Here is a 24,080-nt window from a genome sequence, read left to right as displayed (position 1 = left end):
TCTACGGGGACCCGCCGGCAGGGTCCGGTCGGTTCAGTCCGGTTCAGGGGGTCTGCGGCTGGCCGGGCCCGGCGGCCTGGTCCGGATGGGCCGCTTCCCACTCGGCCTGCTCGCGCTCCCGCTGGGCGGCTTCGCGGTCCAGCCGGATGCCGGTCCTGATTCCGTACCACCAGGCAAGTGCGAACAAGGCCCCCACGAGGAACATGGCGGGTTCGAAGATGCCGGTCAGGATCAGCACGATCTGCAGTATCCAGCCGAGCCCGATGCCCCAGGGCTTTGACAGGACTGCACAGGCCAGGACCATGACCACGCTCAGGCCAATGCCGACGCCCAGGATCAGCGCCGGCGGAAACTCGCCGCGGCGCAGGCCGAATACCGCCAGGGTGGCGAAGAACATCACGAATGCTTCCAGGAGCAGCACCGTGGAGGCGAACATGACCTTGGTGGAGCGGCGCTTCCTGGGCATGCCTGGCCGCCACTGCCGCTGTGCCTTGGTGAGCCGGGCCATCCTTACGCCTCCGTCTTTCCGAGCAGGATGCGGGCTTCCGCCACCAGCGTGATGGAGCCGGTCACCAGGACGCCGCCGGAGAGGTCGTCATTGGCTTCGGCCCGCTCCACGGCCCATTCAAGGGCGTCGTCCAGCTTCTCGGCGATGTGCACGTTGTCCTCGCCGAAGCCGAGGTCAACGGCCAGTTCGGCGAGTTCGGCGGCCGGAACGGCGCGCGGCGAGTTCGACTGCGTGAAGCAGTATTCCTCGGCAACGCCACCCAGGGATTCCTTGAGCTGGCGCAGGATCTCCTCGGCGTCCTTTTCCTTGAGCACGCCCACCACGGGAACAAGGCGGGTGAACGTGAAGGCTTCCTGCAGTGCGGCGGCTGACGCCTTGATGCCGTCCGGGTTGTGGGCGGCGTCCACAATGATGGTGGGCGCAGTGCGCACCACTTCCAGCCGGCCGGGGGACGTCACCGCGGCGAAGCCCTCCTGCAGCACCTCGAAGTTGAGTTCCTTTTCCCCGCCGAAGAATGCCTCCAGCGCGGCCACCGCCACGGCCGCGTTCTGGGCCTGGTGGGCGCCGTGCAGGGGCACCAGCAGGTCCGGGTACCGGCCGGCGATGCCCTGGATGGTGACCATCTGGCCGCCGACCGCCACGCTCCGGGACTCGACGCCGAACTCCACGCCCTCGAAGCGGAACGGCACGCCCACGTCCTTGGCTTTCTCGAGGAGCACCTGCGCGGCGTCCAGCGGCTGCGCTGCGCTCACCAGGTAGCCGCCCGGCTTGATGATTCCGGCCTTCTCCAGTGCGATGTCGCCGGGGGTGTCCCCCAGCAGATCGGTGTGGTCCAGCGAAATCGGGGTGACGACCGAGACCTGGCCGTCGCCCACGTTCGTGGCGTCGGTGATGCCGCCCAGGCCCACCTCGATGATGGCCACGTTGACCGGCTGGTCCGCGAAAACAGCGAAGCCCAGGATGGTAAGGCACTCGAAGTACGTGAGGCGCGGCTGCCCCTCCGCTTCCAGTTCGGCGTCCACGATCTGCAGGTAGGGGCGGATCTCGTCCCAGATCCGGACGAACGTCTCGTCAGCGACCGGATGCCCGTCAATGCTGATGCGCTCGGTGACCTTGGAAAGGTGCGGGCTAGTGTAGCGGCCCGTGCTCAGCCCGTGTGCGCGGAGCACGGCTTCGATCATGCGGGAGGTGGAGGTCTTGCCGTTGGTGCCCGTCACGTGGATGATCGGGTACGCCTTGTTGGGTTCGCCCAGCACCTCCATGGCCCGGAAGAGCGGAGCCAGCCGGGGTTCCATCTTGTTTTCCGGTGCCCGGCCGAGCAGTTCGGCGTAGACACTTTCCACTGAGAAGTGATCGGTCATGTCCTAAGCCTCCACTTTTTCGACGGCGACGGCGGGTTCGGCCAGGTCGGCAGGTTCCGCAGCAAGGTCCACGGTCAGCGTTTCACCCTTGACCAGGTCCGCGTTCCCCAGCAGGGCGTCCACCACGTTCTGCGGTGCCGTCACCGTGGTGCGGATCCGGTCGCTGACGTTGAGTCCGGCGTCCTTGCGGGCCTGCTGGATGGCGCGGACCATGTCGCGTGCCAGGCCTTCGGCCTCGAGTTCCGGTGTGACCTCGGTGTTGAGGACCACGAAGCCGCCGCCCGCAAGCACTGCGACGGACGCCGAACCGCGGTCGGATTCTGCCACGACGGTCTCCAGAGTGTACTCCTGGGGTTCCAGCTGGAGCCCACCCGCGGTCACGACGCCGGCATCATCCACGGACCAGTCACCGGACTTGGATCCCTTGATGGCCACCTGGACGTTCTTGCCCAGGCGGGGTCCGGCAGCGCGGGCGTTGACCACCAGCTTCTGCTGGATGCCGAACTCCTCGGGGGAAGCAGTGGCGGCGTCCAGCAGCCGGACCGAGCGGATGTTGAGTTCGTCCGCGACGACGGCGGCGAAGCCCTCCAGCGCATCGGCACCGGGTGCCACCACGGTGAGTTCCTGGAGCGGCAGGCGGACACGCAGGTTCGCTGCCTTGCGCAGGGACGAACCGGTGGAGCAGATCTGCTGCACCCGGTCCATGGCCTGGACCAGGTCCGGGTTGGCCGGGAACAGTGCGGCGTCGGGCCAGTCCGCCAGGTGCACGGAGCGGCCGCCGGTGAGCCCGCGCCAGATTTCCTCGGTGACCAGCGGCAGCAGCGATGCGGCGGCACGGGAGACAGCCTCCAGGGCGGTGTACAGGGCGTCGAAGGCGTCCCGGTCCTCGTCGAAGAAGCGCTGGCGGCTGCGGCGGACGTACCAGTTGGTGAGCATGTCCAGGTAGCTGCGGAGCCCGTCGCACGCACCGGAGATGTCGTAGGTGTCCAGCTGCCCCGTCATGTTCCGCACCAGCTCGCCCGTGTTGGCGAGCAGGTACTGGTCCAGGGTGTCCGTGTACCCGTCGTAGCGCAGCTGAGCGTCATAGCCGGCGCCGTCGTTGGCGGCATTGGTGTAGAGCGTGAAGAAGCTGTACACGTTCCACAGCGGCAGGATGACCTGCCGGACGCCGTCGCGGATGCCCTGCTCGGTGACGATCAGGTTGCCGCCGCGCAGGATGGGGCTGGACATCAGGAACCAGCGCATGGCGTCCGACCCGTCGCGGTCCAGTACTTCGGACACGTCCGGGTAGTTGCGCAGGCTCTTGGACATCTTCTGCCCGTCGGACCCGAGCACGATGCCGTGGCTGATCACGTTCCGGAATGCAGGCCGGTCGAACAGGGCCGTCGAGAGGATGTGCAGCATGTAGAACCAGCCGCGGGTCTGCCCGATGTATTCGACGATGAAGTCTGCCGGGTTGTGGGTGTCGAACCAGGCTTCGTTCTGGAACGGGTAGTGCACCTGGCCGTAGGGCATGGAGCCGGAGTCGAACCAGACGTCCAGGACGTCCTCCACCCGGCGCATGACGGACTGGCCTTCTTCGGGCGTGCGCGGATCATCCGGGTTGGGACGGGTGAGTTCGTCGATGAACGGGCGGTGCAGGTCCACCTGGCCGTCCTTGTTCAGGGGCAGCCGGCCGAAGTCGGCCTCGATTTCCGCCAGTGAGCCGTAGACGTCGGTGCGGGGGTATTCGGGGTCGCTGGACTGCCACACCGGGATGGGGCTGCCCCAGTAGCGGTTGCGGCTGATGGACCAGTCACGGGCGTTTTCCAGCCACTTGCCGAACTGCCCGTCCTTGACGTTGCCGGGGATCCAGTTGATCTCCTGGTTCAGTTCGGACATCCGGTCCTTGAACTTGGTGACCTCTACGTACCAGGAGGAGACGGCGCGGTAGATCAGCGGGTTGCGGCACCGCCAGCAGTGCGGGTAGCTGTGCTCGTAGCTTGCCTGCTTGACCAGCCGGCCCTGGGCGCGCAGGACCTGGGTGATGGGTTTGTTGGCCTCGAAGACCTGCAGGCCCACGATGTCGTGGAGGTCGCCGTGCTTGAACAGGGGCAGGAACTTGGCGCCTTCATCCACGGACAGGATCACCGGGATCCCGGCTTCCTCGCAGACCTTCTGGTCGTCCTCGCCGTAGGCGGGGGCCTGGTGCACGATGCCCGTGCCGTCGGTGGTGGTGACGTAATCGGCCGCCAGGAAGCGCCAGGCGTTCTCCATGCCGTACTTTTCGTTGTCGGCAAAGTCATGCCACAGCGGCTCGTAGGCCAGGCCCTCCAGCTCTGCGCCGGTGTGGGTGGACACCACGGCGGCCTGCGCGGCTTCGAAGCCGTCATAGCCCAGGTCCTTTGCGTAGCTGCCCACCAGGTCGGCGGCCAGCAGGAAGCTGCCGGTGACGGGCGCGTCCGCGGACGCAGCCTTGATGCCGTTCGGACCGGCCGGCAGTACGGCGTAGGTGATGGAAGGGCCGACGGCGAGCGCGGCGTTGGTGGGCAGGGTCCAGGGCGTGGTGGTCCAGGCGAGCGCCTGGACGCCCGCGAGCTGCTTCGACAGGTCCGACTGCCCGGCGGTGATGGGGAACGTGACCGTGACGGTCTGGTCCTGCCGGTTCTTGTAGACGTCGTCGTCCATGCGGAGCTCGTGGTTGGACAGCGGCGTCTCGTCCTTCCAGCAGTATGGAAGCACGCGGTAGCCGTTGTAGGTCAGGCCCTTCTCGTGCAGCTGCTTGAAAGCCCAGAGGACCGACTCCATGTACTCGACGTTGAGCGTCTTGTAGTCGTTGTCGAAGTCCACCCAGCGTGCCTGGCGGGTGACGTAGCTGCGCCATTCGTCGGCATATTTCATGACGGATGCCCGGCAGGCGTCATTGAACCTGTCGATGCCCATGGCTTCGATCTGGGTCTTGTCGGTCATGCCCAGCTGCTTCATGGCTTCCAGTTCGGCGGGGAGCCCGTGGGTGTCCCAGCCGAAGCGGCGCTCGACGCGCTTGCCGCGCTGGGTCTGGTACCGGCCCACCAGGTCCTTGGCGTAGCCGGTGAGGAGGTGGCCGTAGTGCGGCAGTCCGTTGGCGAAGGGCGGGCCGTCGTAGAACACGAACTCGTTGCTGCCGGGTTCACCGCCGGGGGCGTCGGCGCTGCGCTGGTCGATGCTGGCCTGGAAGGTGCCGTCCTGGTCCCAGTACTTCAGGATGCGCTCTTCGATCTCCGGGAACCTCACGGAGGCGGACACAGCGGCACCGCCGACGGACGACGCGCTGGTGGAAGTACTGGCTGAGGCCTTGGGGTAATACGTCATGTCGACATCCTGGGTTGAGCTTGGCGAACTGCCGGCTTGCGCCTTCTGTTCCGTTCAGGATGCGAGGACGGCTTCCGTGTTGTCCGCCGGACTCCACGCTCACCGCGGTACCACCTCACTTACCGCGTTGCGCGTTCCGGAAGGAACGTACGCGACGACGGCCACTCATTACTGCTGTGACGGGCTTACCCGTCCGGTTCTACTGGCGCGTACCGGGGATGCCAGGTTCGACAAGCCCGTCCGCGTGTTCTTCCGGAAGCTCACCGGTGATTGCCGGGTCATAGCCGGTTTCGATTCTACTATCCATCGGGCGAAGGTTTCCATTCAGCACGCCCGCTTCCCGCCGGCAGTCCCTACAATCGGAGGCATGAGTGACGCGGCCCCGGTCCCGCCCGCCCGGCTTCGTGGCGCCCGGGCATTCCGCTGGGCCTCGGCAGCCGCCGCCGCTCCCGTTGCCCTGATTGGCTTGCTGCGCGCGATTCCCGCTGACTGGCCTGTGCTGGCCGTGCAGTTGCTGGCCTTTGTTCCCTGGTTCACGGTGCCGGCCGCCGTGGCCTTCCTGCTGTCCATTCCCGCGCGCAGCAGGCCGCTGCAACTGGTGACCGCGGCGCTCCTCGGTGTCCAGGTGCTGTGGCTGTTTCCCCCGGCGACGGCTGTGCCCGAAACTGCCCACGCCGGCCAGCCGGTGGTGGAAGTGAAGGCCATGGCCATCAATGCGGAGTTGGGCAGGGCGGACGCGGCCGGCATCGTGGGCCTGGTGGAGGAACACCAGGTGGACCTGCTGGTGGTGGCGGAATACACCCGGGAACTGGCGGACAGGCTGTCCGCGGCAGGCTTGCCAGGCCTGCTCCCCCAACAGGTAGAGCATCCCGGGCGCAGGGCCGGGGGCGCTGCCATCTTTTCCTCGCTTCCGCTCCGGGAGGTGGGGGTTGTGCCCGACAGCCCGTTCACGATGCCCGTGGTCAGCGTCGACCTGTCGGCTGCGGGGCAGGAAGCGGCCCTGCGGGTGGTGGCCGTCCATACCCTCGCACCGGTGGATGACGGCCTGGCCCAATGGCGCAGCGACCTGGCGGCACTGGACCGGATCGACGCCGGGGCGGGACCGCTCCTGCTGGCGGGCGATTTCAACGCCACCCTCGACCACCGGGAGTTCCGGGAACTGCTGGCAGGGGGCGGCGGGACAAGGCCACTGGTGGACGTCTCCGCAGCCGCGGGCAGCCGCCTGGTCCCCACCTGGCCGATGCGCGGCTTCTACCTTCCCGGGGTGACGCTGGACCATCTGGTCACGAGCCCGGACATCACGGGTTCGAACTACTCGGTCCGCCGGGTGGCGGGCACGGACCACGCCGCCGTCCTGGCCACGTTGGCGGTCCGGGTGAAGTAGGCCTGGTCCTGCCCGCCCGGGCTAGCCCTTCCGGATGAGCTTGTAGTTGGAGGCCTGGGCCACCGGCCGGATGACAATCTGGTCCAGGTTGACGTGGTGGGGGGCGCTGACAGCGTACCGGACCACGTCCGCCACGTCCCCGGCCGTCAGGGGCTTCTCCACTCCCTGATAGACCTTGTCCGCAGCCTGCCGGTTTCCGAGCCGGTTGAGGGCGAATTCCTCGGTGTGGACCAGTCCCGGCGCAACTTCGATGACGCGGACGTTGTGTTCGGCTTCTTCGAGCCGCAGCGCCTCGGTCATGGCACGCTGGGCGTATTTTGCGGCGTTGTAGCCCCCGCCGCCTTCGTACGCTGCAAGGCCGGCGGTGGAGGTGAGGTTCAGCACCGTTCCCTCCCCGTTTGCACGCAGCATGGGCAGGAAGGCGCGGGTCAGCTTCATGGTGCCCAGGACATTCACCCGGTACATCCAGTCCCAGTCCTCCGTGCTGGCCTCCGCGATCCTGTCTGCGCCCCTGGCACCACCGGCGATATTGATGAGGGTGTCGATGCCGCCTGCTTCGGTGACCCGGCTGAGCAGCCGGGACACGTCCTCGTCCACGGAAATATCAGCAGGAATAGCGATTGCTCCGGTTTCGGCCGCCAGTGCCTCAAGGCGGTCCGCCCGGCGGGCGACGGCAAAGACTGTCCATCCGCCGGATGCCAGGGCGCGCACGGCGGCTTCCCCGATCCCGCTGCTCGCGCCGGTCACCAAAGCTGCTTTCTTGTGCACATCGTCAGTCATGGCACCACCCTAGCCGCCCGCTGCCCGAAGCCTGTCCGTCAGGACCCGGCAGCCGTCGTCGTCCGCCGGCGGATCGTAGATCCGTTTTACACGAAGCCGGCTCCTTTGGCACCCATGGGCGGCATGCTGGTCCGCCGCGGTTCTGTGCGATGCAACGGAGCATGAAAGAATTGCCCAATGGCTGAAGACACGCAGGGTACAGACACGCCCACCACCGCCCCCATCAACGTTCCTGACAAGCCGGCCCTCGAGGGCCTCGAAGCTGCTCTGACGCAGCGCTGGCTGGCCGAGGGAACCTACAAGTTCAACCCCGACACCACCCGGGAGCAGGTCTACTCGATCGACACTCCCCCGCCCACCGCTTCGGGGTCGCTGCATGTGGGGCACATGTTCTCCTACACCCAGACCGACGTGCTGGCCCGCTACCAGCGCATGACCGGCAAGAACGTCTTCTACCCCATGGGCTGGGACGACAACGGCTTGCCCACCGAACGCCGGGTGCAGAACTACTACGGCGTCCGCTGCGACCCTGCCATCCCCTACAACCCGGACTACCGCCCGCCGGCCCAGCCGGCCAAGAACCAGCGGGACTTCGACGTGGTCTCCCGCCGGAACTTCATCGAACTGTGTGAAGAACTGGCAGTCGAGGACGAGAAGGTCTTTGAGAACCTGTTCCAGACACTGGGCCTGTCTGTCGACTGGAAACTGACGTACCGGACCATCGACGACAATTCGCGCGCCGCCTCCCAGCGTGCCTTCCTGGCCAACCTCGCTGCCGGCGACGCCTACATGGCCGAGGCCCCCACCCTGTGGGACATCACCTTCGGGACCGCCGTGGCGCAGGCCGAACTCGAAGACCGCGAAGTGCCCGGCGCCTACTACCGCTACCCCTTCTTCACCGAGGACGGGGAAAAGATTTACATCGAGACCACCCGTCCCGAGCTCCTGGCTGCCTGCGCGGCGCTCGTGGCCAACCCTGACGACGAACGGTACCAGCCGCTGTTCGGCAAGAAGGTCACTTCCCCCGTCTTCGGCGTCGAGGTTGAGGTCAAGGCCCACCCGCTCGCTAAGGCGGACAAGGGCTCCGGCATCGCCATGGTGTGCACCTTCGGCGACCTGACGGACGTTACCTGGTGGCGCGAACTCCAGCTGCCCACCCGCGCGATCGTGGGCCGCGACGGCCGGATTGTCGGGGAAACCCCGGAGTGGATCACCACCGACGCCGGCCGTGAGGCCTTCGCGAAGATCGCTGGCAAGACGGTCTTCAGCGCCAAGGAAGGCGTGGTGGAGCTCCTGGCCGCCGCGGACCTCCTGGAGGGTGAGCCGAAGAAGATCATGCACCCGGTGAACTTCTACGAGAAGGGCGACAAACCGCTCGAGGTTGTCACCTCCCGGCAGTGGTACATCCGCAACGGCGGCCGCGACGAGGACCGCCGCGAGCGGCTGATTTCGCGCGGCCACGAGATCGACTTCCACCCCTCCTTTATGCGCTCACGCTACGAGAACTGGATTTCGGGGCTCAACGGCGACTGGCTGGTCTCCCGGCAGCGCTTCTTCGGCGTGCCCATCCCCGTCTGGTACCCGCTGGATAATGCAGGCAACCCAAACTACGACGCACCCATCGTTCCCTCGGATGCGCAGCTTCCAGTGGACCCGATGGCCGACGCCGCACCGGGCTACGAGGAATCCCAGCGCGATGTGCCGGGCGGCTTCACCGGCGACGCCGACATCTTTGACACCTGGGCCACGTCCTCGCTGACTCCCCAGATTGTGGGCGGCTGGAGCCGCGACGAGGACCTCTTCGCCAAGGTCTACCCGTTCGACCTGCGCCCGCAGGGCCATGACATCATCCGGACCTGGCTCTTCTCCTCGGTGGTGCGTGCCGACGCACTGCAGAAGAACGCGCCGTGGAAGCACGCTGCGATCTCCGGCTGGATCCTGGACCCGGACCGCAAGAAGATGTCCAAGTCCAAGGGCAACGTGGTGGTTCCCACCGACGTCCTGGACGAGTATGGTTCCGATGCCGTCCGCTACTGGGCAGCCTCCGCCCGTCTCGGCGCCGACACTGCGTACGAGATCGCCCAGATGAAGATCGGCCGCCGCCTGGCCATCAAGCTGCTCAACGCCTCCAAGTTCGTCCTCAACCTGGGGGCCACGGAAAACTCGGTTGTTCGTGCGGACCTGGCCGTGCTCACCAATCCCCTGGACCGGGCGCTGCTGGCCCAGCTCGGCGAGGTTGTGCGGGAGTCCACCAAGGCGTTCGACAACTACGACTACGCCCGGGCGCTCCAGATCACGGAGAGCTTCTTCTGGCAGTTCACCGACGATTACGTTGAACTCGTCAAGGACCGTGCGTACGGCGCGGCCGGCGAGGCCGAGCAGGCTTCGGTGCTGGCGGCCCTGGCCACCACCCTGGACACCCTGCTGCGGCTGTTCGCGCCGTTCCTGCCTTTCGCCACCGAAGAGGTGTGGAGCTGGTGGCGCAATGGTTCAGTCCACCGCGCCGAGTGGCCCACGGGGCTGGAGGTTCCCGGCGGGGACACCACCATGCTGGCCACCGTGGGACTCGCACTGAGCGGTGTCCGCAAGGCCAAGTCCGAGGCGAAGGTCAAGCAGCGCACGGAGGTGCTGTCCGCGACCATCACGGCGCCTGAGGCATTGACCGCGCAGCTGCAGGCCGGCCTGTCCGACCTGAAAGCGGCGTCCAACGCCCGGGAGATCGCCCTTGTGGCGGGCGACGGGGAGCTGACGGTCAGCGGCGTGGACCTCGCCGTCACGGACGAGCCCGCCAAGGCCTAGCACCCGATTTCGGGCAAAGGGGAAGCCCCATCAGCGTTTTGCCGTTGGTGGGGCTTCGACTTTTCGGCCATCTGGTGACGACTTGATGGTCTGGCAGGATCCTTGGACTTTCAGGTCTTCCTACCTCGTCACTGGTAGCTTGTATCTGGCTTTGCCAAAGGCTGCGTCAGATACATGTCACTGAATCTTTGGTTCCTGCGTCCCGCTTCTTTCGAAGTGGGTAAGAACCATTGTTGTCCCGGCCGGAGGCATGCGCAAGGGCCCCGGGAGAACTACAAACGAGTAGTTTACCCGCGGCCCTTTCCGCTGCCGCATGGGGCGGTTCAGTCGAATTCCGGGCGCTCCGTGCGGCTGCGCTTAAGCTCGAAGAAGTGCGGGTAGCCGGCCAGGACGGTGGTGGCGTCCCAGAGCCTGCCGGCCTCCTCGCCCCGCGGAATGCGGGTGAGGACTGGGCCAAAGAATGCCGTGCCGTTGAAGGACACGACCGGGGTGCCCACGTCCTGGCCCACCAGCGAAATGCCTTCCTCGTGGCTTGCACGGAGCTGGGTGTCGTAAGCGTCGGTAGTGGCGGCTTCCGCCAGGGAGGCGGGCAGCCCGCATTCCGCCAGCGCCTTGGTGATGACGAGGCTGCGGTCCTTTTCGCCACCGTCGTGGATCAGGGTGCCCATGGCGTCGTACAGGGCCTTGACGGTTTCCTGCCCGTGCTCCTGCTGGGCGGCGATGATGACGCGGACCATGCCCCAGGCGTTGTCCATGGATTCCCGGTAGGAGGGCTCCAGGTCCCGCCCCTCATTGAGCACGGCGAGGCTCATGACGTGCCACACCGTTTCGATGTCGCGGACGCCCTCGACTTCCCCGATCCACCGGGAAGTGATCCAGGCGAAGGGGCACAGCGGATCGAACCAGAAGTCGGCCCTGTTCTTTACGGTTTCAGACATAGCGGATCCTTCGGTGTTGGCCGCTGCCCGCGCGGCAACCACGGCTGGCAGGGGTGTTAGGAATTATGCGTGACGTCAGGCGGACTTACGCCGCTTGGCCGCATGCGGAATCATGGTGGGCTCCGCGCCCTTCAGCACAACGTCCGCGGTGATGACCACGCTGGCCACGTCCTCCCGGCTGGGGAGGTCGAACATGACCGGCAGCAGGACTTCCTCCAGGATGGCCCGCAGGCCGCGGGCGCCGGTGCCGCGTTCCAGCGCCTGGTCCGCGATGGCGTCCAGGGCGGCGTCGTCAAAGACGAGTTCCACGCCATCGATCTGGAACATCTTCTGGTACTGCTTGACCAGGGCGTTCTTCGGCGTGGAGAGGATCTGGATCAGCGCCTCGCGGTCCAGGTTGGACACCGTGGTAATCACGGGGAGGCGGCCGATGAATTCAGGAATGAGGCCGAACTTGAGCAGGTCCTCGGGCATGACTTCGCCGTAGGAGTCCACCTTCTTGCTGGCTTCGTTGAGCGGTGCACCGAACCCGATCCCCTTGCGTCCGGACCGGGAGCCGATGATCTCCTCCAGGCCGGCAAACGCGCCAGCCACAATGAACAGCACGTTGGTGGTGTCGATCTGGATGAATTCCTGGTGCGGATGCTTCCGGCCGCCCTGGGGCGGTACCGAGGCGACGGTGCCCTCCAGGATCTTCAGGAGCGCCTGCTGCACGCCCTCACCCGAGACGTCGCGGGTGATGGACGGGTTTTCGCTCTTGCGGGAGATTTTGTCGATCTCGTCGATGTAGATGATGCCCTGTTCGGCCTTCTTGACGTCGTAGTCCGCGGCCTGGATGAGCTTGAGGAGGATGTTCTCCACGTCCTCACCCACGTAGCCGGCCTCCGTCAGGGCGGTGGCATCGGCAACCGCGAACGGTACGTTCAGCCGCCGGGCGAGGGTCTGGGCGAGGTAAGTCTTGCCGCAGCCGGTGGGGCCGATGAGGAGGATGTTGGACTTGGCGATTTCGACGTCGTCGTGGTGTCCGCCGTCCGCCAGGCTTCCGGACTTGGGTGCGTGCCCGGCCTGGATGCGCTTGTAATGGTTGTAGACGGCGACGGCCAGGGAACGCTTGGCAGGCTCCTGGCCAATCACATATTCCTGCAGGAAGTCGAAGATTTCGCGGGGCTTCGGCAGTTCGAAGCTGCCCAGGTCGGCGACCTCCGCGAGTTCCTCTTCAATGATTTCGTTGCACAATTCAATGCACTCATCGCAGATGTACACCCCGGGCCCGGCAATGAGCTTGCGCACCTGCTTCTGGCTCTTTCCGCAGAAAGAGCACTTCAGCAGATCCGTGCTCTCGCCAATCCGAGCCATATGTGAACCCCTTAGTATCTTGCTGCCGAGCAGCCTTGCACCGTCGCTGGAATCATCACCAGCCTGCGAGGACCGGTTTGTGACAACATCCACTCTAGGTCACATTAGCTCCCTAGGGTGGAAGGAAAAGGCCGGTGGGGCCAAATGAACTGGCCCGCACCGGCGCTTTACGTACTGCTACCTCGTAATTGCCTGAGGCTTGATCTTGCGTGAGTCCAGGACCTGGTCGATCAGGCCGTAGGCCTGGGCTTCGTCCGCGGTGAGGATCTTGTCACGCTCAATATCGTTGTTGACCTGCTCGGACGTCCGGCCCGAGTGGCGGGCCAGGGTGTCCTCGAGCCAGGACCGCATGCGCATGACTTCCGCGGCCTGGATCTCAAGGTCCGAGGCCTGTCCGCCCTGGCCGCCGGAAAGGGCGGGCTGGTGGATCAGTACGCGGGCGTTGGGAAGGGCCAGGCGCTTGCCCGGCGTTCCGGCCGCGAGGAGGACCGCTGCCGCACTGGCAGCCTGCCCCAGGCAGACAGTCTGAATCTCCGGGCGGATGTACTGCATGGTGTCGTAGATCGCCGTCATGGCGGTGAAGGAACCGCCGGGCGAGTTGATGTAGAGGGTGATATCGCGGTCCGGGTCGGTGGACTCGAGGACCAGCAGCTGGGCCATGACGTCGTCCGCCGATGCGTCGTCCACCTGCACGCCGAGGAAGATGATGCGGTCCTCGAAGAGCTTGGTGTAGGGGTCCTGGCGCTTGAAGCCGTAAGGGGTGCGCTCCTCGAACTGGGGCAGGACGTAGCGGCTGGACGGAAGATTACCGGCGGACCACCCGAAGTTGTAGTTCATTTTCTGTTGCTCCTGATCTGAGTGTTCGTGGTGCCGGTTTAGTTCTCGGATGCTGAATGGCTGCCGGAGCCGTTCGACGTTCCGCCGCCGCCGGAGACGGAGCCGGCGTGGGCGGCGATCTTGTCGAAGAAGCCGTACTCGAGGGCTTCCGTGGCGGTGAACCACTTGTCGCGGTCGTTGTCCTTGAGAATGGTTTCCACGGTCTGGCCGGTCTGCTCGGCGGTCAGTTCCGCCATGACCTTCTTCATGTGGAGGATCAGTTCCGCCTGGATCTTGATGTCCGACGCGGTGCCGCCGATGCCGCCGGAAGGCTGGTGCATCAGGACGCGGGCGTTGGGGGTGGCGTAGCGCTTGCCCTTGGTGCCCGAGGACAGCAGGAACTGTCCCATGGAGGCGGCGAGGCCGGTGGCGACGGTGACGACGTCGTTGGGGATGAACTGCATGGTGTCGTAGATGGCCATGCCAGCCGTCACGGAGCCGCCCGGGGAGTTGATGTACAGGTAGATGTCCTTGTCCGGGTTTTCGGCGGACAGGAGGAGCAGCTGGGAGCAGATTGCGTTGGCGTTGTCATCGCGCACCTCCGAGCCAAGCCAGATGATCCGCTCCTTCAGCAGGCGGTTGTAAATGTAGTTGTCCTGGGCCGCGGGATCGACGGTCGCCATCCGGGGGGCCTCTGGGTGCTGTGACATGTTTACTTACCTCTCGCTGGTGACGGTGACATCACTGAAAATCACTACTTGGACACTAACCGGTTTCACCGACAATTTGTTCGCGCCCCGACGGCTGTTCGCTGACGGCGCACGCTGGGCGAACGGGATGCGCCCGGACCCGGGCGGGACGCGAACGGCCCCCGGATCGAGTGATCCAGGGGCCGTTTCATGCGTCGTGAAAGACTAGGCCTTTGCCTCGGCCTTGTCGTCCTCGGAGGCGGTCTCGGCGGACTCCGCCTCCACAGCCTCGGCGTCTGCAGCCTCGGCCGCGGGAGCCTCTTCGCCGCCCGGGCGGACGAAGTCGCTGAGGTCAACGGCCTTGCCGTCGGTGTCGGTCACTTCGGCCTGGCCCAGGACAACGGCCAGCGCCTTGCGGCGGCGGACCTCGGAAACCATCATGGGGACCTGGCCGCTCTGATCGATGATCTGGGCGAACTGGTTGGGGTCCATGCCGTACTGGCTGGCGGTGGAGACGATGTAGTCGATCAGCTCGTTCTGGCTGACGTTGACTTCTTCCTTCTCGGCGATGGCGTCGAGGATGATCTCGTTCTGGAAGGCGCGCGCGGTGTTGGCGCGGACCTCTTCGCGGTGCTCCTCGGTGTCGTGCTCGCCTTCACCGTGGCCGTTGCCCTCCTTAAAGTGGGCTTCGAGCTGCTCTTCGACGACGGAGTCCGGAACCGGCACCTCGACGAGTTCGACGAGCTTGTCCAGGACCTTGTCGCGGGCTTCGACGCCCTGCTCCACGATCTTGGAGTCGGCGGCCTGCTTGGCCAGGTCCTCGCGGAGTTCGGCCAGGGTGTCGAACTCGGAGGCCAGCTGGGCGAAGTCGTCGTTGGCCTCAGGCAGCTCGCGCTCCTTGACGGCCTTGACCACAACCTTGACCTGGGACTCTTCGCCGGCGTGGTCGCCGCCGACCAGGGTGGTGTTGAAGATGGCGTCCTCGTCGGCGCTGAGGCCGGTGACGGCCTCGTCCAGGCCTTCGAGCATGGTGCCGGAGCCAACCTGGTAGGACAGGCCGGACGCGGAGTCAACCTCTTCGCCGTCGATGGTGGCGGTGATATCGATGGTGAGGAAGTCACCGTCGGCAGCCGGGCGGTCAACGGACTTCAGCGTGCCGAAGCGGCCGCGCAGTTCGTCCAGGGCCTTGTCCACGTCTTCTTCGGAGGACTCGGCAGCGGCAACCTCGACCTTGATGCCGGCGTAGTCCGGGAGCTCGATCTCGGGGCGCACATCGACCTCGGCAGCGAACTTCAGGCCGCCGTCGGTGGCGGAGGGGTCCGGAACCTCGGTGATTTCAACCTCGGGGCGGCTCAGCGGGCGGATGCCGGATTCCTGCACGGCAGCCTGGTACCAGCCGTTGAGGCCTTCGTTGATGGCGGTCTCGAGGACGTAGCCGCGGCCGACGCGCTGGTCGATGAGCTTGGCGGGAACCTTGCCCTTACGGAAGCCAGGGACCTGGATCTGCGAAGCAACAGTCTTGTAAGCCGAGTCGATGCTGGGCTTCAGTTCCTCAAAGGGAACCTCAACGTTGAGCTTGACCCGCGTGGGGGTGAGGTTCTCGACAGCGCTCTTCACGGTCTAAGTACTCCTGGGTTTGTGGGATGGGTTTCTGCAAACGCAATGTTTTTGTCCAGGCCGTGTGGTCCGGGCCGCAGAGTCGGGGTGACAGGATTTGAACCTGCGACTTCCTGCTCCCAAAGCAGGCGCTCTAGCCAAGCTGAGCTACACCCCGTTAGTGCACAGGCAAGTCTACGGTGATACGCGCCGTGTTTGCACATTTGACACGTAGCCCATGGATTAGGTTTAGTTATATCCGGCTTGGACAGCCAGCCCGGAGTTTCCAACTGCTAATGTTGCAAATGGATCTTCCTTCGGGGACGTAGCTTAATGGTAAAGCCTCAGTCTTCCAAACTGATTACGCGGGTTCGATTCCCGTCGTCCCCTCCACAGCAAAAGGACCCCCAACCGGGGTCCTTTTGCGTTAAGCCATAACCCCCGCGCCATAACCCCCGCGCCGTCCTGGGCACTTTGGCGGCAGGGTGTCATAAATTCCCGGCGGCGGCCGGAGTGTCCGTGTCGAAGTGCCCCGGAAGGGCGCCAGCAGGCCCTTGCTACTCCTGCTGGCAGTTGGGGCACCAGTAGAGGTTGCGTCCGGCCAGTTCGGCCATCAGCACGATGGTGCGGCATACCCGGCAGGGCAGGCCGTGCCTCTTGTACACGAAATGGGCGTCCTCGCGGGAGGGGAAACTGCTGCTCCTGGGCGGGACCGGCAAACCGGCCGCGGCCGCTTTGGCGGCCGTCGTTCCATCGAGGGTCCAGTATTTTGGCGGCGTGGTGATGATGCGGCCGTCGGCCACGCCGTCGTTCATGAGGGCGACGACGTCGCGCCACAGCTTGCGCGCGGCGGTGTCCGTTACGGCGGAGCCTGGCAGCCACGGGTGCAGGCGCAGGCGGAACAGAACCTCGGCCCGGTAGACATTGCCGATGCCGGCAATGATTTTCTGGTCCATCAGCAGCGCAGCCACGGGTGTCTTGCTGCGCTGCAGGTTGGCGGCAAACCGTCCGGCGTCGCCGCGGCGGTTGCGGAGTGGGTCCGGCCCCAGCCTGGCCAGCACCGCGTCTGCTTCCGCAGCGGTGATGGTTTCACAGGTTGTTGCGCCGCGCAGGTCCGCCCAGCCGTGGCTGCTGGCGAGCCGGACCCGGACCGCACCCACCGGGGCGGGTGGGCCGGCATAGGCGGCATCGGCGTCGTCATCCCCGTCCGGAAAGGTTTCCTGCTCCCCCACCCTGCGGGGCGCTCCAATGCTGGAGGCCCCGGTGAAGGTGCGGTCGCCGCCGAAGCTCCAGGCGCCGTACAGGCCAAGGTGGACGTGCAGCACCAGGGAGTTGTCGAAGTGCAGGAACAGGTGCTTCCCGTGGGCTTCGGCGGTGTGCAGCGTATGCCCGTCCAGGAGCGCCGCTCCCCCGCTGAACCTGCCCTGCGGGCTGGACACGGCAAGCCGCCGGCCCGCGAAAACGTCGCCGAACTGGCGGGCCAGGCGCCGTACGGAATGCCCCTCCGGCACTACTCGATGACCTCGCCGGTGGCCTCGTAGGCAGCGATCTTGCCGATCCTGCGGACGTGCCGTTCGTCGTTGCTGAAAGGCTCGGACAGGAAGGCCTCGATGAGCTCCGTGGCTTCCTCCACCGTGTGCTGGCGGCCGCCCACGGCTACCACGTTGGCGTCGTTGTGCTCGCGGGCCAGGGTGGCCGTGGAGTGGTTCCAGGCCAGGGCTGCGCGGACGCCCTTGACCTTGTTGGCTGCGATCTGCTCGCCGTTGCCGGATCCGCCCAGCACGATGCCGAGGGCGTGGACACCTGCCTGCTGGTCCGCCACCACCGCGAGGGCCGCGTTGATGCAGAAGGACGGGTAGTCGTCCTGTGCGTCGTAGACCTTGGGCCCGTGGTCCACCACTTCATAGCCCTTGGCGGTCAGGTGGGAAACCAGGTGGGCACTGAGCTCCATGCCCGCGTGGTCGGTGGCGATGTGGACCCGCGGGAAGGCAGGGGTAGAGGTCACGAGCAGAATCCGTTCAGTTGGCGGCGCTGGCGGCCGGGCCGGGAGGCACCGGCCGGTGGAATGACACGGACAAGGATACTAGGCCTCCGCAGGGCCGGGCTGCTGGGGCCCGCCGCCCCTGCGCGCCCTGGCGGCCACCCGGGTCAGGACCTCTGCGAGCCGGGCCGCGGAAGCCTGGCTGCCGCTGCTGACGGCGAGGCGCTGGCCGTCCGCCTTGCGCACGACGACGGCGGGTCCGCTGCTGACCAGCATCGCGGCGGTTTCGCCGTGCTTCCGGTAGCCCCAGCCGCCATAGTCAGCCGCCCGGACATCCGCCGCGCTGGCGGCAGTTATGGAGCCTGCCGGGATGTCCATCACCGGCACCACGCCGGCCAGCAAAACTTTCAGGCCGCCGCGGTCCGCCTTGACCCGGGCAAACAGGAACGCTGCCCCGAAGAAGGCCAGGACCACGAGCAGGACCCCAAGCCACGGCACGGCGATGGCGATCAGCGCCGCCGGGAACAGCGAGGCGATGCCGATCATGACGAAGACGGAGCTCCTGGCATGGACCCACAGGCGCATGCTGTCCCGGGTCAGGTCCGGGTCGAGCTCCGTGGCGATGGCGGCCTGTAGCGCCCGGTCGTCGTCCGGGGACCATTGCTGGTCCGCCTTGTAGACGAAACCCATGATCACGCCGAGGGACACCGCGGCGCCGCTGCCGAGGGCAAGGACGGTCAGGTCCACCCGCGATTCGCGGGCGTCCGCCAGGCCGGCCTGGCCAACCAGGCCGGCAGCGAGGGCACTAGTGATGAACAGCGTGAGGAAAAGCCCGGCGCCCATCATGATCCGCCGCATCACCACCGGGCGCCCCAGCGGCACGGCCTGGCAGAGGACGAGCCAGCCGAACACCACGATCATCAGGGCGCCCGCACCAACGTAGGCGCCGAACGGGGCGAAGGCCGCGCCGCCGGCGTCCGTCCAGCGGATGGCGAGCGGCTCGGGAAGGTCTCGCCGCAGCAGCAACGCGCAGAGAATGAACGCACCGGCCAGGACAACCGGAAACCCGACGGCAAAGCGAAGGGCCTTGGCATCCACCGAATCCAGGAACTTTCCCATGCCTTAACGCTACTCCGCACCGGCCGCCGCCGTGCCTGCGCAGCACGCGGGTGTGACCCGGGCAACCTACCGGGCCGGGCAATGCAAGAATGATCAGTGCCGGAGCTGGGTACCCCCACCTCCGCAGCCGCAACTTCTCTGGAGGTCCACTTGCCAGGCATGAACCTGACCCGCGCCGAAGCCCGTGAGCGCGCTGATCTGATCACGGTCGACTCCTACGACATCCACCTGGACCTGACCAAGGGCGGGGAGGTCTTCGGCAGCACCACCACCGTTAAGTTCTCCGCAAGGCCGGGATCATCCACCTTCATCGACGCCGTGACCCGCACTGTGCACAGTGTCACCCTGAACGGGCACGCCCTCGACCCTGCCGCCATGGCCGACGGGGTGCGCATCCAGTTGCCGGACCTCCAGGAGCACAACGAGCTCACGGTCGTGGCGGATGCGCCCTACATGAACACCGGCGAGGGCCTGCACCGGTTCGTGGATCCCGTGGACAACGAGGTCTACCTGTACACCCAGTTCGAGGTTCCCGATTCCCGCAGGATGTTCGCCGTCTTTGAGCAGCCGGACCTCAAGGCAACCTTTGCGTTCACCGTCACCGCGCCGTCGCACTGGGACGTCATCTCCAACTCCCCCACTCCCCAGCCATCCCCCGCAGCGCCCGGCGACGACGGCGGGGCCCGTTCGGTCTGGGCGTTCGCCCCCACACCCCGGCTGTCCTCCTATGTCACAGCCTTGATCGCCGGCCCCTACCAGTCGGTCCGCAGCGAAGTATCCAGTTCCGACGGCCGGGTCATCCCGCTGGGCGTCTTTGCCCGGAAGTCGCTCATGCAGTACCTGGATGCGGACAACATCTTCGAGCTGACCCGGCAGGGGTTCGCTTTCTTCGAAGAACAATTCGGCTGCCCCTACCCCTTCGAAAAGTACGACCAGCTGTTCGTGCCTGAATTCAACGCCGGGGCCATGGAGAACGCCGGTGCCGTGACCATCCTGGAGGGCTACGTCTTCCGCAGCAAGGTCACGGAGGCGCAGGTTGAGCGGCGTGCCATTACCGTCCTGCACGAGCTGGCCCACATGTGGTTCGGCGACCTGGTGACCATGCGGTGGTGGAACGACCTGTGGCTTAACGAATCCTTCGCGGAGTACATGTCGCACCTCGCCGCAGTGGAAGCAACGTCCTTCACGAGCGCCTGGACCACGTTCGCCTCGGTGGAGAAATCCTGGGCGTACCGCCAGGACCAGCTGCCCACCACCCACCCGATCTTTGCCGAGATTAACGACCTGCAGGACGTCGAGGTGAACTTCGACGGCATCACCTACGCCAAGGGCGCGTCCGTCCTCCGCCAGCTGGTGGCCTGGGTGGGGCCGGAGCAGTTCATGGCGGGCGTGCGGGAGTACTTCGCCAAGCATTCCTGGCAGAACACCGAACTGAGCGACCTGATGGTGGAACTGGAGAAGGCCAGCGGCCGCGACCTGGACGACTGGGGGCGGCAATGGCTGGAAACCGCAGGCGTGAACACCCTCCGGCCGGAACTGGAAACGGACCCCGATGGCACCCTGCGGTCCTTCGCGATCGTGCAGTCCGCAGTGGAGGAATGGCCCACCATCCGTCCCCACCGGCTCGCCGTAGGCCTCTACAACCTGAACGGCGCCGGAAAGCTTGAGCGGGTGCACCGCGAGGAGCTTGACGTCGACGGCGAACGCACGGAAGTCCCCGGCCTGGTGGGCCTGGCCCAGCCGGACCTGATCCTGGTCAACGACGACGACCTCGCCTACGCCAAGGTGCGGCTGGACCCGAAGTCCCTCGCCACGGCGACAGCGCATCTGAAGGACTTCGCCTCGAGCCTGCCGCGGACCCTGGTCTGGAATTCCGCGTGGGACGCAGCCCGCGACGGCGAAACCCCGGCGCGCAAGTACGTCGAGCTGATCCTGGCCAACGTGGCCGCCGAGTCCGATTCCTCGGTGATCCTGGTGCAGCTCCGCCAGCTGGCCACCACGCTGAACTTCTACGTTGCGGAAGAACACCGGGCAGCAGCAACCGTGGCAGCGGCCGACCGGCTGTGGGGGCTGGCGTCCGAGGTCCCCGGCGGTTCCGACGCGCAGCTGCAGTTCGTGAAGTCCTTTGCACTGCTCGCCAGCAGCGAAGGGCAGCTGGACAAGGTGGCCGGGCTGCTGGACGGCTCGGTGGTACTGGAGGGACTGGCCGTGGACCAGGACCTGCGCTGGGAGCTGGTGGCTTCACTGGTGGCCGGCGGCCGGATGGGGCAGGACGGGATCGACGCCGAACTGCAGCGCGACAACACATCCAGCGGGCAGAACGCCGCAGCCCTGGCCAAGGCGGCCATCCCCACCCCCGAAGCGAAAGCGGCGGCGTGGGAGTCGATCGTGCTCAAGGGCGAGCTTTCCAACGCGCTGCAGGGGTCTGCGGTGACCGGCTTCATGCGCGTCCATGACCGGGCGCTTCTGGAACCGTACGCCGAGAAGTACTTCGAGGCAGTGCCGGGCATCGTCGAGAGCCGGACGCACGCACTGGCCCAGCAGATCGTCGTCGGACTCTACCCGGCGCTGCTGACCAGGCAGGCCACCATCGACCGCACGGACGGCTTCCTCGCAGCCCTGCCGCCCGGAAGCGCGGCGCTGCGGCGGATGATGCTGGAAAACCGCGACGGCGTCGCGCGCGCCCTTCGAGCGAGGGCCGCGGATGTGTAGCAGCACACCGGCCGGAGGTGAATGATGGGCCTTTCCGAACACCACTACGAACTGGCGGTGCAATGGACCGGCAACCTGGGTGACGGGACAACGTCCTACCGCGGATATTCGCGGGACCACGACATCATCATCCCCGCGCTGCCTGTCCTCAAGGGATCCGCCGACCCGACGTTCCACGGTGACCGGGAACGGTACAACCCCGAACAACTGCTCCTTGCCGCGCTGGCGCAGTGCCACATGCTTTCCTACCTGCATGTGGCAGTCAAGCACGGCGTGGTGGTGACGGACTACCGCGACGAGGCTACGGGAATGCTGCGGCTGAACCGGGACGGCAGCGGCCAGTTCGAACGGGTGACACTGCGTCCCCGGGTCACGCTTGCCGACGGCGGCCAGGCGGAGCTGGCTGCCCGGCTCCACCATGAGGCCAACCAGGTGTGCTTCATTGCCCGGAGCGTGAACTTCCCCGTGGAGCACGAACCGGTCACGCTGGCCGGCTAGCCTGCGAGGCTGCCCACCAGGCGGGCCTCGGTAGCCGGTGCAAGTCCGGCTTTGCGTGGCCGGTCCAGGCCCCGGCTGCGTTCATCGAGCAGCGTGTCCTCAAGGGTTTCCCGCCAAGGCCGCAGGACCAGTCCTGCGGCCTTGGCGGCCTGGTTGCTGCGGGCCATGAAGCCGTCATGGCCGGGCGGGAGCCAGAGCGGCAGCGAGTCCGGGCCGGACCAGTACTCCACGCCCTGCTGCGCCAGCCACTCTCCGCCGGCCCTGGCAACGTGCCCACCGTGGCCGGCAGCTTCCCGCGCTGCCTCGAGGTACCCGTGGAACGGCAACGTGTCCCCCACGGCGTTCAATGCACCGGTAATGCGGTGTTCTGCGGCCAGCAGAATCCAGCCGGCGAGATCGCGGACGTCGATGACCTGGGTGGGGTGCCCGCCGATGTCCGGGACGAGGACCGGTTTATTGTCCCTGGCCAGGCGGGCCGGCCAGTAGCCGTAGCGGTCCGAGCCATCGCCGGGGCCGCCGATCAGGCCGGCGCGGCAGAGGTGGGCCCTGCCGCCGGCGCCGGCAAGGGTGGCGTCCTCGATGGCCACCTTCGATTCGCCGTAGTTTTCAGCAGTCGGCTCCACCCCGGGATCCAGCGCCGGCAGGAGTGCCGCATCCTCCGTTGCCCCGGGTACCGAGTGGTCCGCATAGGCGGAGCAGCTGGAGACAAAGGTCCAGTGGGCTGCCCGGTCCGCGAGGCACGCCAGCGCGTCCCGGGCGAAGGCCGGGTTCCGTGCGACGTCGATGACGGCGTCCCAATCCCCCGACACGCCGTCGTAGGCTTTCGCGCCCAGTGAACGGTCCGCCCTGATCCATTCGGCACCCCGCGGCGGCGCATCCGCAGCTCCGCGCGCCAGGCAAGCAACCCGGTGGCCTGCGGCGACAGCCTGGCGGACGATTTCTGCTGACAGGAAGGCGGTTCCGCCGAGGACAAGGATGCGCATTGCTCCACGCTACGGGGCTAGGGTTAAAGGAGAACAGAGCCACGCTTCAAGGAGTTTTTTCCACCTATGGTCAGTATGTTGTCAGTCCTGCCGTCCGCTGCGTCCGATCCGGGCGGCATCAGTATCACTGGGATCGTGATCAGCCTCGGCGTGGGCGTTGCCGTCTGGCTGGTGGCGACATTCGTTATTTCCCGCATCACCGGGCGGGTGGCGTCCGGAAGCAACTTCTTCAAGAACCGCAAGTTCAAGTGGGTGGCCCCCGCGCTGCGGGCGCTGGACCATGAACGGCGCGTGCAGCGCGCCGAGACCATCGGTTCCCTGCTCAACAGCGTGGTGGGCGTGCTGGTGGTGGTCATCACGGGCATGTACGTACTGCAGAACCTGGACATCAACATCGCCCCGCTGCTCACCAGCGTGGGCATCCTGGGTGTGGCCATCGGCTTCGGCGCCCAGCAGCTGATCCGCGACTTCCTGGCGGGCATCTTCATCACTATCGAGGACCAGTACGGGATCGGCGACGTCATCGAGACCAGCGAGGTAGTGGGCGTGGTTGAGTCGATGGGCCTGCGCATCACGCGTCTCCGCTCCGACGACGGCGCCATCTGGTACCTGCGCAACGGTGAGATCCTGCGGGTGGGCAACCGGTCGCAGGGGAATTACGTGCCGCTGCACGAGGGGCCGGACGGCACCACCGATCAGGGTTCGGACCATGGAGCCGAGAACACGAAGACCAACCAGAAAGCCGGAGAATAGCCATGACGATTCCTGTTGAGCCCCAGCGGCCACGCCAGCTGATGCAGAACGATCCCTTCAGCCAGCCCGGCTACACGGACAACTTCTACGACGCCGTGGGCGGACACGACACGTTCGTCAAGCTCATCGACGTCTTCTACGACGGCGTGGCGACCGATCCGCTGCTGCGCCCGATGTACCCGGAAGAGGACCTGGGGCCGGCAAAGCGCCGGTTCCTGATGTTCCTGGAGCAGTACTGGGGAGGTCCCACCACCTACGGGGAGGAGCGCGGCCACCCCCGCCTCCGGATGCGCCACATGCCGTTCAAGGTAACGCCCGAGGCCAAGGACCGCTGGCTGTTCCACATGCGCAAGGCCGTGGATGCCCTGGAGCTGCCGCCCCTGTATGAAGGCACCCTCTGGGACTACATGGAGCGGGCAGCGCTGTCCATGATCAACAGCCCGTCCGGCCAGTAGGCGGTTCCGGCCGCACCTGCCG

At 66.3% G+C, this 24,080-nt stretch carries 19 protein-coding genes and 2 tRNA genes; 7 read left to right on the top strand and 14 right to left on the bottom strand.

The annotated features are described in order from the left end of the window. Nucleotides 1-43: 43 nt before the first annotated feature. The 3 genes from AC5RT3_RS15975 to ileS are packed head-to-tail and all read right to left on the bottom strand — an operon-like array spanning nt 44 to nt 5,199. The gene (locus AC5RT3_RS15975) at nt 44-508 is read right to left on the bottom strand and encodes a DUF4233 domain-containing protein (RefSeq protein WP_494050623.1); all 465 of its coding nucleotides are present in this window, start codon (nt 506-508) and stop codon (nt 44-46) included. Between the two features lie 2 nt (nt 509-510). Continuing rightward, the gene (locus AC5RT3_RS15970; protein WP_494050624.1) at nt 511-1,869 is read right to left on the bottom strand and encodes a bifunctional folylpolyglutamate synthase/dihydrofolate synthase; all 1,359 of its coding nucleotides are present in this window, start codon (nt 1,867-1,869) and stop codon (nt 511-513) included. Between the two features lie 3 nt (nt 1,870-1,872). Further along, the gene (ileS, locus tag AC5RT3_RS15965) at nt 1,873-5,199 is read right to left on the bottom strand and encodes an isoleucine--tRNA ligase (RefSeq protein WP_494124646.1); all 3,327 of its coding nucleotides are present in this window, start codon (nt 5,197-5,199) and stop codon (nt 1,873-1,875) included. A gap of 367 nt (nt 5,200-5,566) precedes the next feature. Here ileS and AC5RT3_RS15960 point away from each other — a divergent pair, with 367 nt between their 5' ends. Then, nucleotides 5,567-6,583, top strand: a complete 1,017-nt coding sequence (locus tag AC5RT3_RS15960) for an endonuclease/exonuclease/phosphatase family protein (protein ID WP_494124645.1) — start codon at nt 5,567-5,569, stop codon at nt 6,581-6,583. Nucleotides 6,584-6,604: 21 nt separating this feature from the next. Here AC5RT3_RS15960 and AC5RT3_RS15955 read toward each other — a convergent pair whose 3' ends face one another. After that, a complete protein-coding gene (locus AC5RT3_RS15955; protein WP_494050627.1) occupies nt 6,605-7,363 on the bottom strand; it encodes an SDR family oxidoreductase in 759 nt (252 codons plus the stop codon). 177 nt (nt 7,364-7,540) lie between these two features. Here AC5RT3_RS15955 and valS point away from each other — a divergent pair, with 177 nt between their 5' ends. Beyond that, a complete protein-coding gene (gene valS, locus AC5RT3_RS15950) occupies nt 7,541-10,162 on the top strand; it encodes a valine--tRNA ligase (RefSeq protein ID WP_494124644.1) in 2,622 nt (873 codons plus the stop codon). A 323-nt stretch (nt 10,163-10,485) separates the two neighbouring features. Here the strand turns inward: valS and AC5RT3_RS15945 are convergent, their stop codons facing one another. From AC5RT3_RS15945 to AC5RT3_RS15920, 6 genes are all read right to left on the bottom strand, one after another. Beyond that, the gene (locus AC5RT3_RS15945; RefSeq protein ID WP_494050629.1) at nt 10,486-11,100 is read right to left on the bottom strand and encodes a mycothiol-dependent nitroreductase Rv2466c family protein; all 615 of its coding nucleotides are present in this window, start codon (nt 11,098-11,100) and stop codon (nt 10,486-10,488) included. 75 nt (nt 11,101-11,175) lie between these two features. Beyond that, entirely contained in the window at nt 11,176-12,456 is a 1,281-nt protein-coding gene (clpX, locus tag AC5RT3_RS15940; RefSeq protein ID WP_009372875.1) for an ATP-dependent Clp protease ATP-binding subunit ClpX, read from the bottom strand. A gap of 177 nt (nt 12,457-12,633) precedes the next feature. Beyond that, nucleotides 12,634-13,293 (bottom strand): ATP-dependent Clp protease proteolytic subunit, encoded by a 660-nt coding sequence (locus AC5RT3_RS15935; protein ID WP_494009401.1) that lies wholly within the window; start codon nt 13,291-13,293, stop codon nt 12,634-12,636. A 38-nt stretch (nt 13,294-13,331) separates the two neighbouring features. Continuing rightward, a complete protein-coding gene (locus AC5RT3_RS15930; RefSeq protein WP_494009452.1) occupies nt 13,332-13,955 on the bottom strand; it encodes an ATP-dependent Clp protease proteolytic subunit in 624 nt (207 codons plus the stop codon). Between the two features lie 231 nt (nt 13,956-14,186). Then, nucleotides 14,187-15,578: a trigger factor gene (tig, locus tag AC5RT3_RS15925; RefSeq protein ID WP_494103175.1), complete on the bottom strand. Its 1,392-nt coding sequence runs from the start codon at nt 15,576-15,578 to the stop codon at nt 14,187-14,189. 82 nt (nt 15,579-15,660) lie between these two features. Continuing rightward, nucleotides 15,661-15,735, bottom strand: a tRNA-Pro gene (locus tag AC5RT3_RS15920). A 141-nt stretch (nt 15,736-15,876) separates the two neighbouring features. On the opposite strand from AC5RT3_RS15920, the gene AC5RT3_RS15915 reads away from it, so the two are divergent. Then, a tRNA-Gly gene (locus AC5RT3_RS15915) sits at nt 15,877-15,950 on the top strand. Nucleotides 15,951-16,114: 164 nt separating this feature from the next. Here AC5RT3_RS15915 and AC5RT3_RS15910 read toward each other — a convergent pair. From AC5RT3_RS15910 to AC5RT3_RS15900, 3 genes are all read right to left on the bottom strand, one after another. Further along, nucleotides 16,115-17,068 carry an Fpg/Nei family DNA glycosylase gene (locus tag AC5RT3_RS15910; protein WP_494124643.1) on the bottom strand — a complete coding sequence of 318 codons (954 nt, stop codon included), beginning with the start codon at nt 17,066-17,068 and terminating at the stop codon, nt 16,115-16,117. Further along, entirely contained in the window at nt 17,068-17,562 is a 495-nt protein-coding gene (locus tag AC5RT3_RS15905; RefSeq protein ID WP_494050632.1) for a ribose-5-phosphate isomerase, read from the bottom strand. Before AC5RT3_RS15905 ends, AC5RT3_RS15910 begins: the two co-directional genes overlap by 1 nt. A gap of 78 nt (nt 17,563-17,640) precedes the next feature. Further along, nucleotides 17,641-18,657, bottom strand: a complete 1,017-nt coding sequence (locus AC5RT3_RS15900; protein ID WP_494124642.1) for a hypothetical protein — start codon at nt 18,655-18,657, stop codon at nt 17,641-17,643. A gap of 159 nt (nt 18,658-18,816) precedes the next feature. Between AC5RT3_RS15900 and pepN the strand changes: the two genes are divergently transcribed. Beyond that, the gene (gene pepN / locus AC5RT3_RS15895; RefSeq protein WP_494124659.1) at nt 18,817-21,369 is read left to right on the top strand and encodes an aminopeptidase N; all 2,553 of its coding nucleotides are present in this window, start codon (nt 18,817-18,819) and stop codon (nt 21,367-21,369) included. A 24-nt stretch (nt 21,370-21,393) separates the two neighbouring features. Then, nucleotides 21,394-21,867: an OsmC family protein gene (locus tag AC5RT3_RS15890; RefSeq protein WP_494124658.1), complete on the top strand. Its 474-nt coding sequence runs from the start codon at nt 21,394-21,396 to the stop codon at nt 21,865-21,867. Here AC5RT3_RS15890 and AC5RT3_RS15885 read toward each other — a convergent pair. Further along, on the bottom strand, nt 21,864-22,850 hold the full coding sequence (locus AC5RT3_RS15885; protein WP_494124641.1) for an NAD-dependent epimerase/dehydratase family protein: 987 nt from the start codon (nt 22,848-22,850) through the stop codon (nt 21,864-21,866). The two genes, AC5RT3_RS15890 and AC5RT3_RS15885, sit on opposite strands and share 4 nt — an antisense overlap. 66 nt (nt 22,851-22,916) lie before the next feature. Here AC5RT3_RS15885 and AC5RT3_RS15880 point away from each other — a divergent pair, with 66 nt between their 5' ends. Further along, nucleotides 22,917-23,603, top strand: coding sequence for a mechanosensitive ion channel family protein (locus AC5RT3_RS15880; protein WP_494124640.1), 687 nt, complete (start codon nt 22,917-22,919; stop codon nt 23,601-23,603). A gap of 2 nt (nt 23,604-23,605) precedes the next feature. Continuing rightward, nucleotides 23,606-24,058, top strand: coding sequence for a globin (locus AC5RT3_RS15875; RefSeq protein ID WP_494050636.1), 453 nt, complete (start codon nt 23,606-23,608; stop codon nt 24,056-24,058). The last annotated feature ends 22 nt before the right edge of the window (nt 24,059-24,080 follow it).

This window comes from Arthrobacter sp. Y3221159, assembly GCF_059089885.1.
This window is presented reverse-complemented; position numbering and strand designations above follow the sequence as displayed.

Bases quoted from the DNA above. Each gene is read 5' to 3' on its own strand.
- AC5RT3_RS15975 (WP_494050623.1), bottom strand. From the start codon at position 508: ATGGCCCGGCTCACCAAGGCACAGCGGCAGTGGCGGCCAGGCATGCCC.
- AC5RT3_RS15970 (WP_494050624.1), bottom strand. From the start codon at position 1,869: ATGACCGATCACTTCTCAGTGGAAAGTGTCTACGCCGAACTGCTCGGC.
- ileS (WP_494124646.1), bottom strand. From the start codon at position 5,199: ATGACGTATTACCCCAAGGCCTCAGCCAGTACTTCCACCAGCGCGTCG.
- AC5RT3_RS15960 (WP_494124645.1), top strand. From the start codon at position 5,567: ATGAGTGACGCGGCCCCGGTCCCGCCCGCCCGGCTTCGTGGCGCCCGG.
- AC5RT3_RS15955 (WP_494050627.1), bottom strand. From the start codon at position 7,363: ATGACTGACGATGTGCACAAGAAAGCAGCTTTGGTGACCGGCGCGAGC.
- valS (WP_494124644.1), top strand. From the start codon at position 7,541: ATGGCTGAAGACACGCAGGGTACAGACACGCCCACCACCGCCCCCATC.
- AC5RT3_RS15945 (WP_494050629.1), bottom strand. From the start codon at position 11,100: ATGTCTGAAACCGTAAAGAACAGGGCCGACTTCTGGTTCGATCCGCTG.
- clpX (WP_009372875.1), bottom strand. From the start codon at position 12,456: ATGGCTCGGATTGGCGAGAGCACGGATCTGCTGAAGTGCTCTTTCTGC.
- AC5RT3_RS15935 (WP_494009401.1), bottom strand. From the start codon at position 13,293: ATGAACTACAACTTCGGGTGGTCCGCCGGTAATCTTCCGTCCAGCCGC.
- AC5RT3_RS15930 (WP_494009452.1), bottom strand. From the start codon at position 13,955: ATGGCGACCGTCGATCCCGCGGCCCAGGACAACTACATTTACAACCGC.
- AC5RT3_RS15900 (WP_494124642.1), bottom strand. From the start codon at position 18,657: ATGGGAAAGTTCCTGGATTCGGTGGATGCCAAGGCCCTTCGCTTTGCC.
- pepN (WP_494124659.1), top strand. From the start codon at position 18,817: ATGAACCTGACCCGCGCCGAAGCCCGTGAGCGCGCTGATCTGATCACG.
- AC5RT3_RS15890 (WP_494124658.1), top strand. From the start codon at position 21,394: ATGGGCCTTTCCGAACACCACTACGAACTGGCGGTGCAATGGACCGGC.
- AC5RT3_RS15885 (WP_494124641.1), bottom strand. From the start codon at position 22,850: ATGCGCATCCTTGTCCTCGGCGGAACCGCCTTCCTGTCAGCAGAAATC.
- AC5RT3_RS15880 (WP_494124640.1), top strand. From the start codon at position 22,917: ATGGTCAGTATGTTGTCAGTCCTGCCGTCCGCTGCGTCCGATCCGGGC.
- AC5RT3_RS15875 (WP_494050636.1), top strand. From the start codon at position 23,606: ATGACGATTCCTGTTGAGCCCCAGCGGCCACGCCAGCTGATGCAGAAC.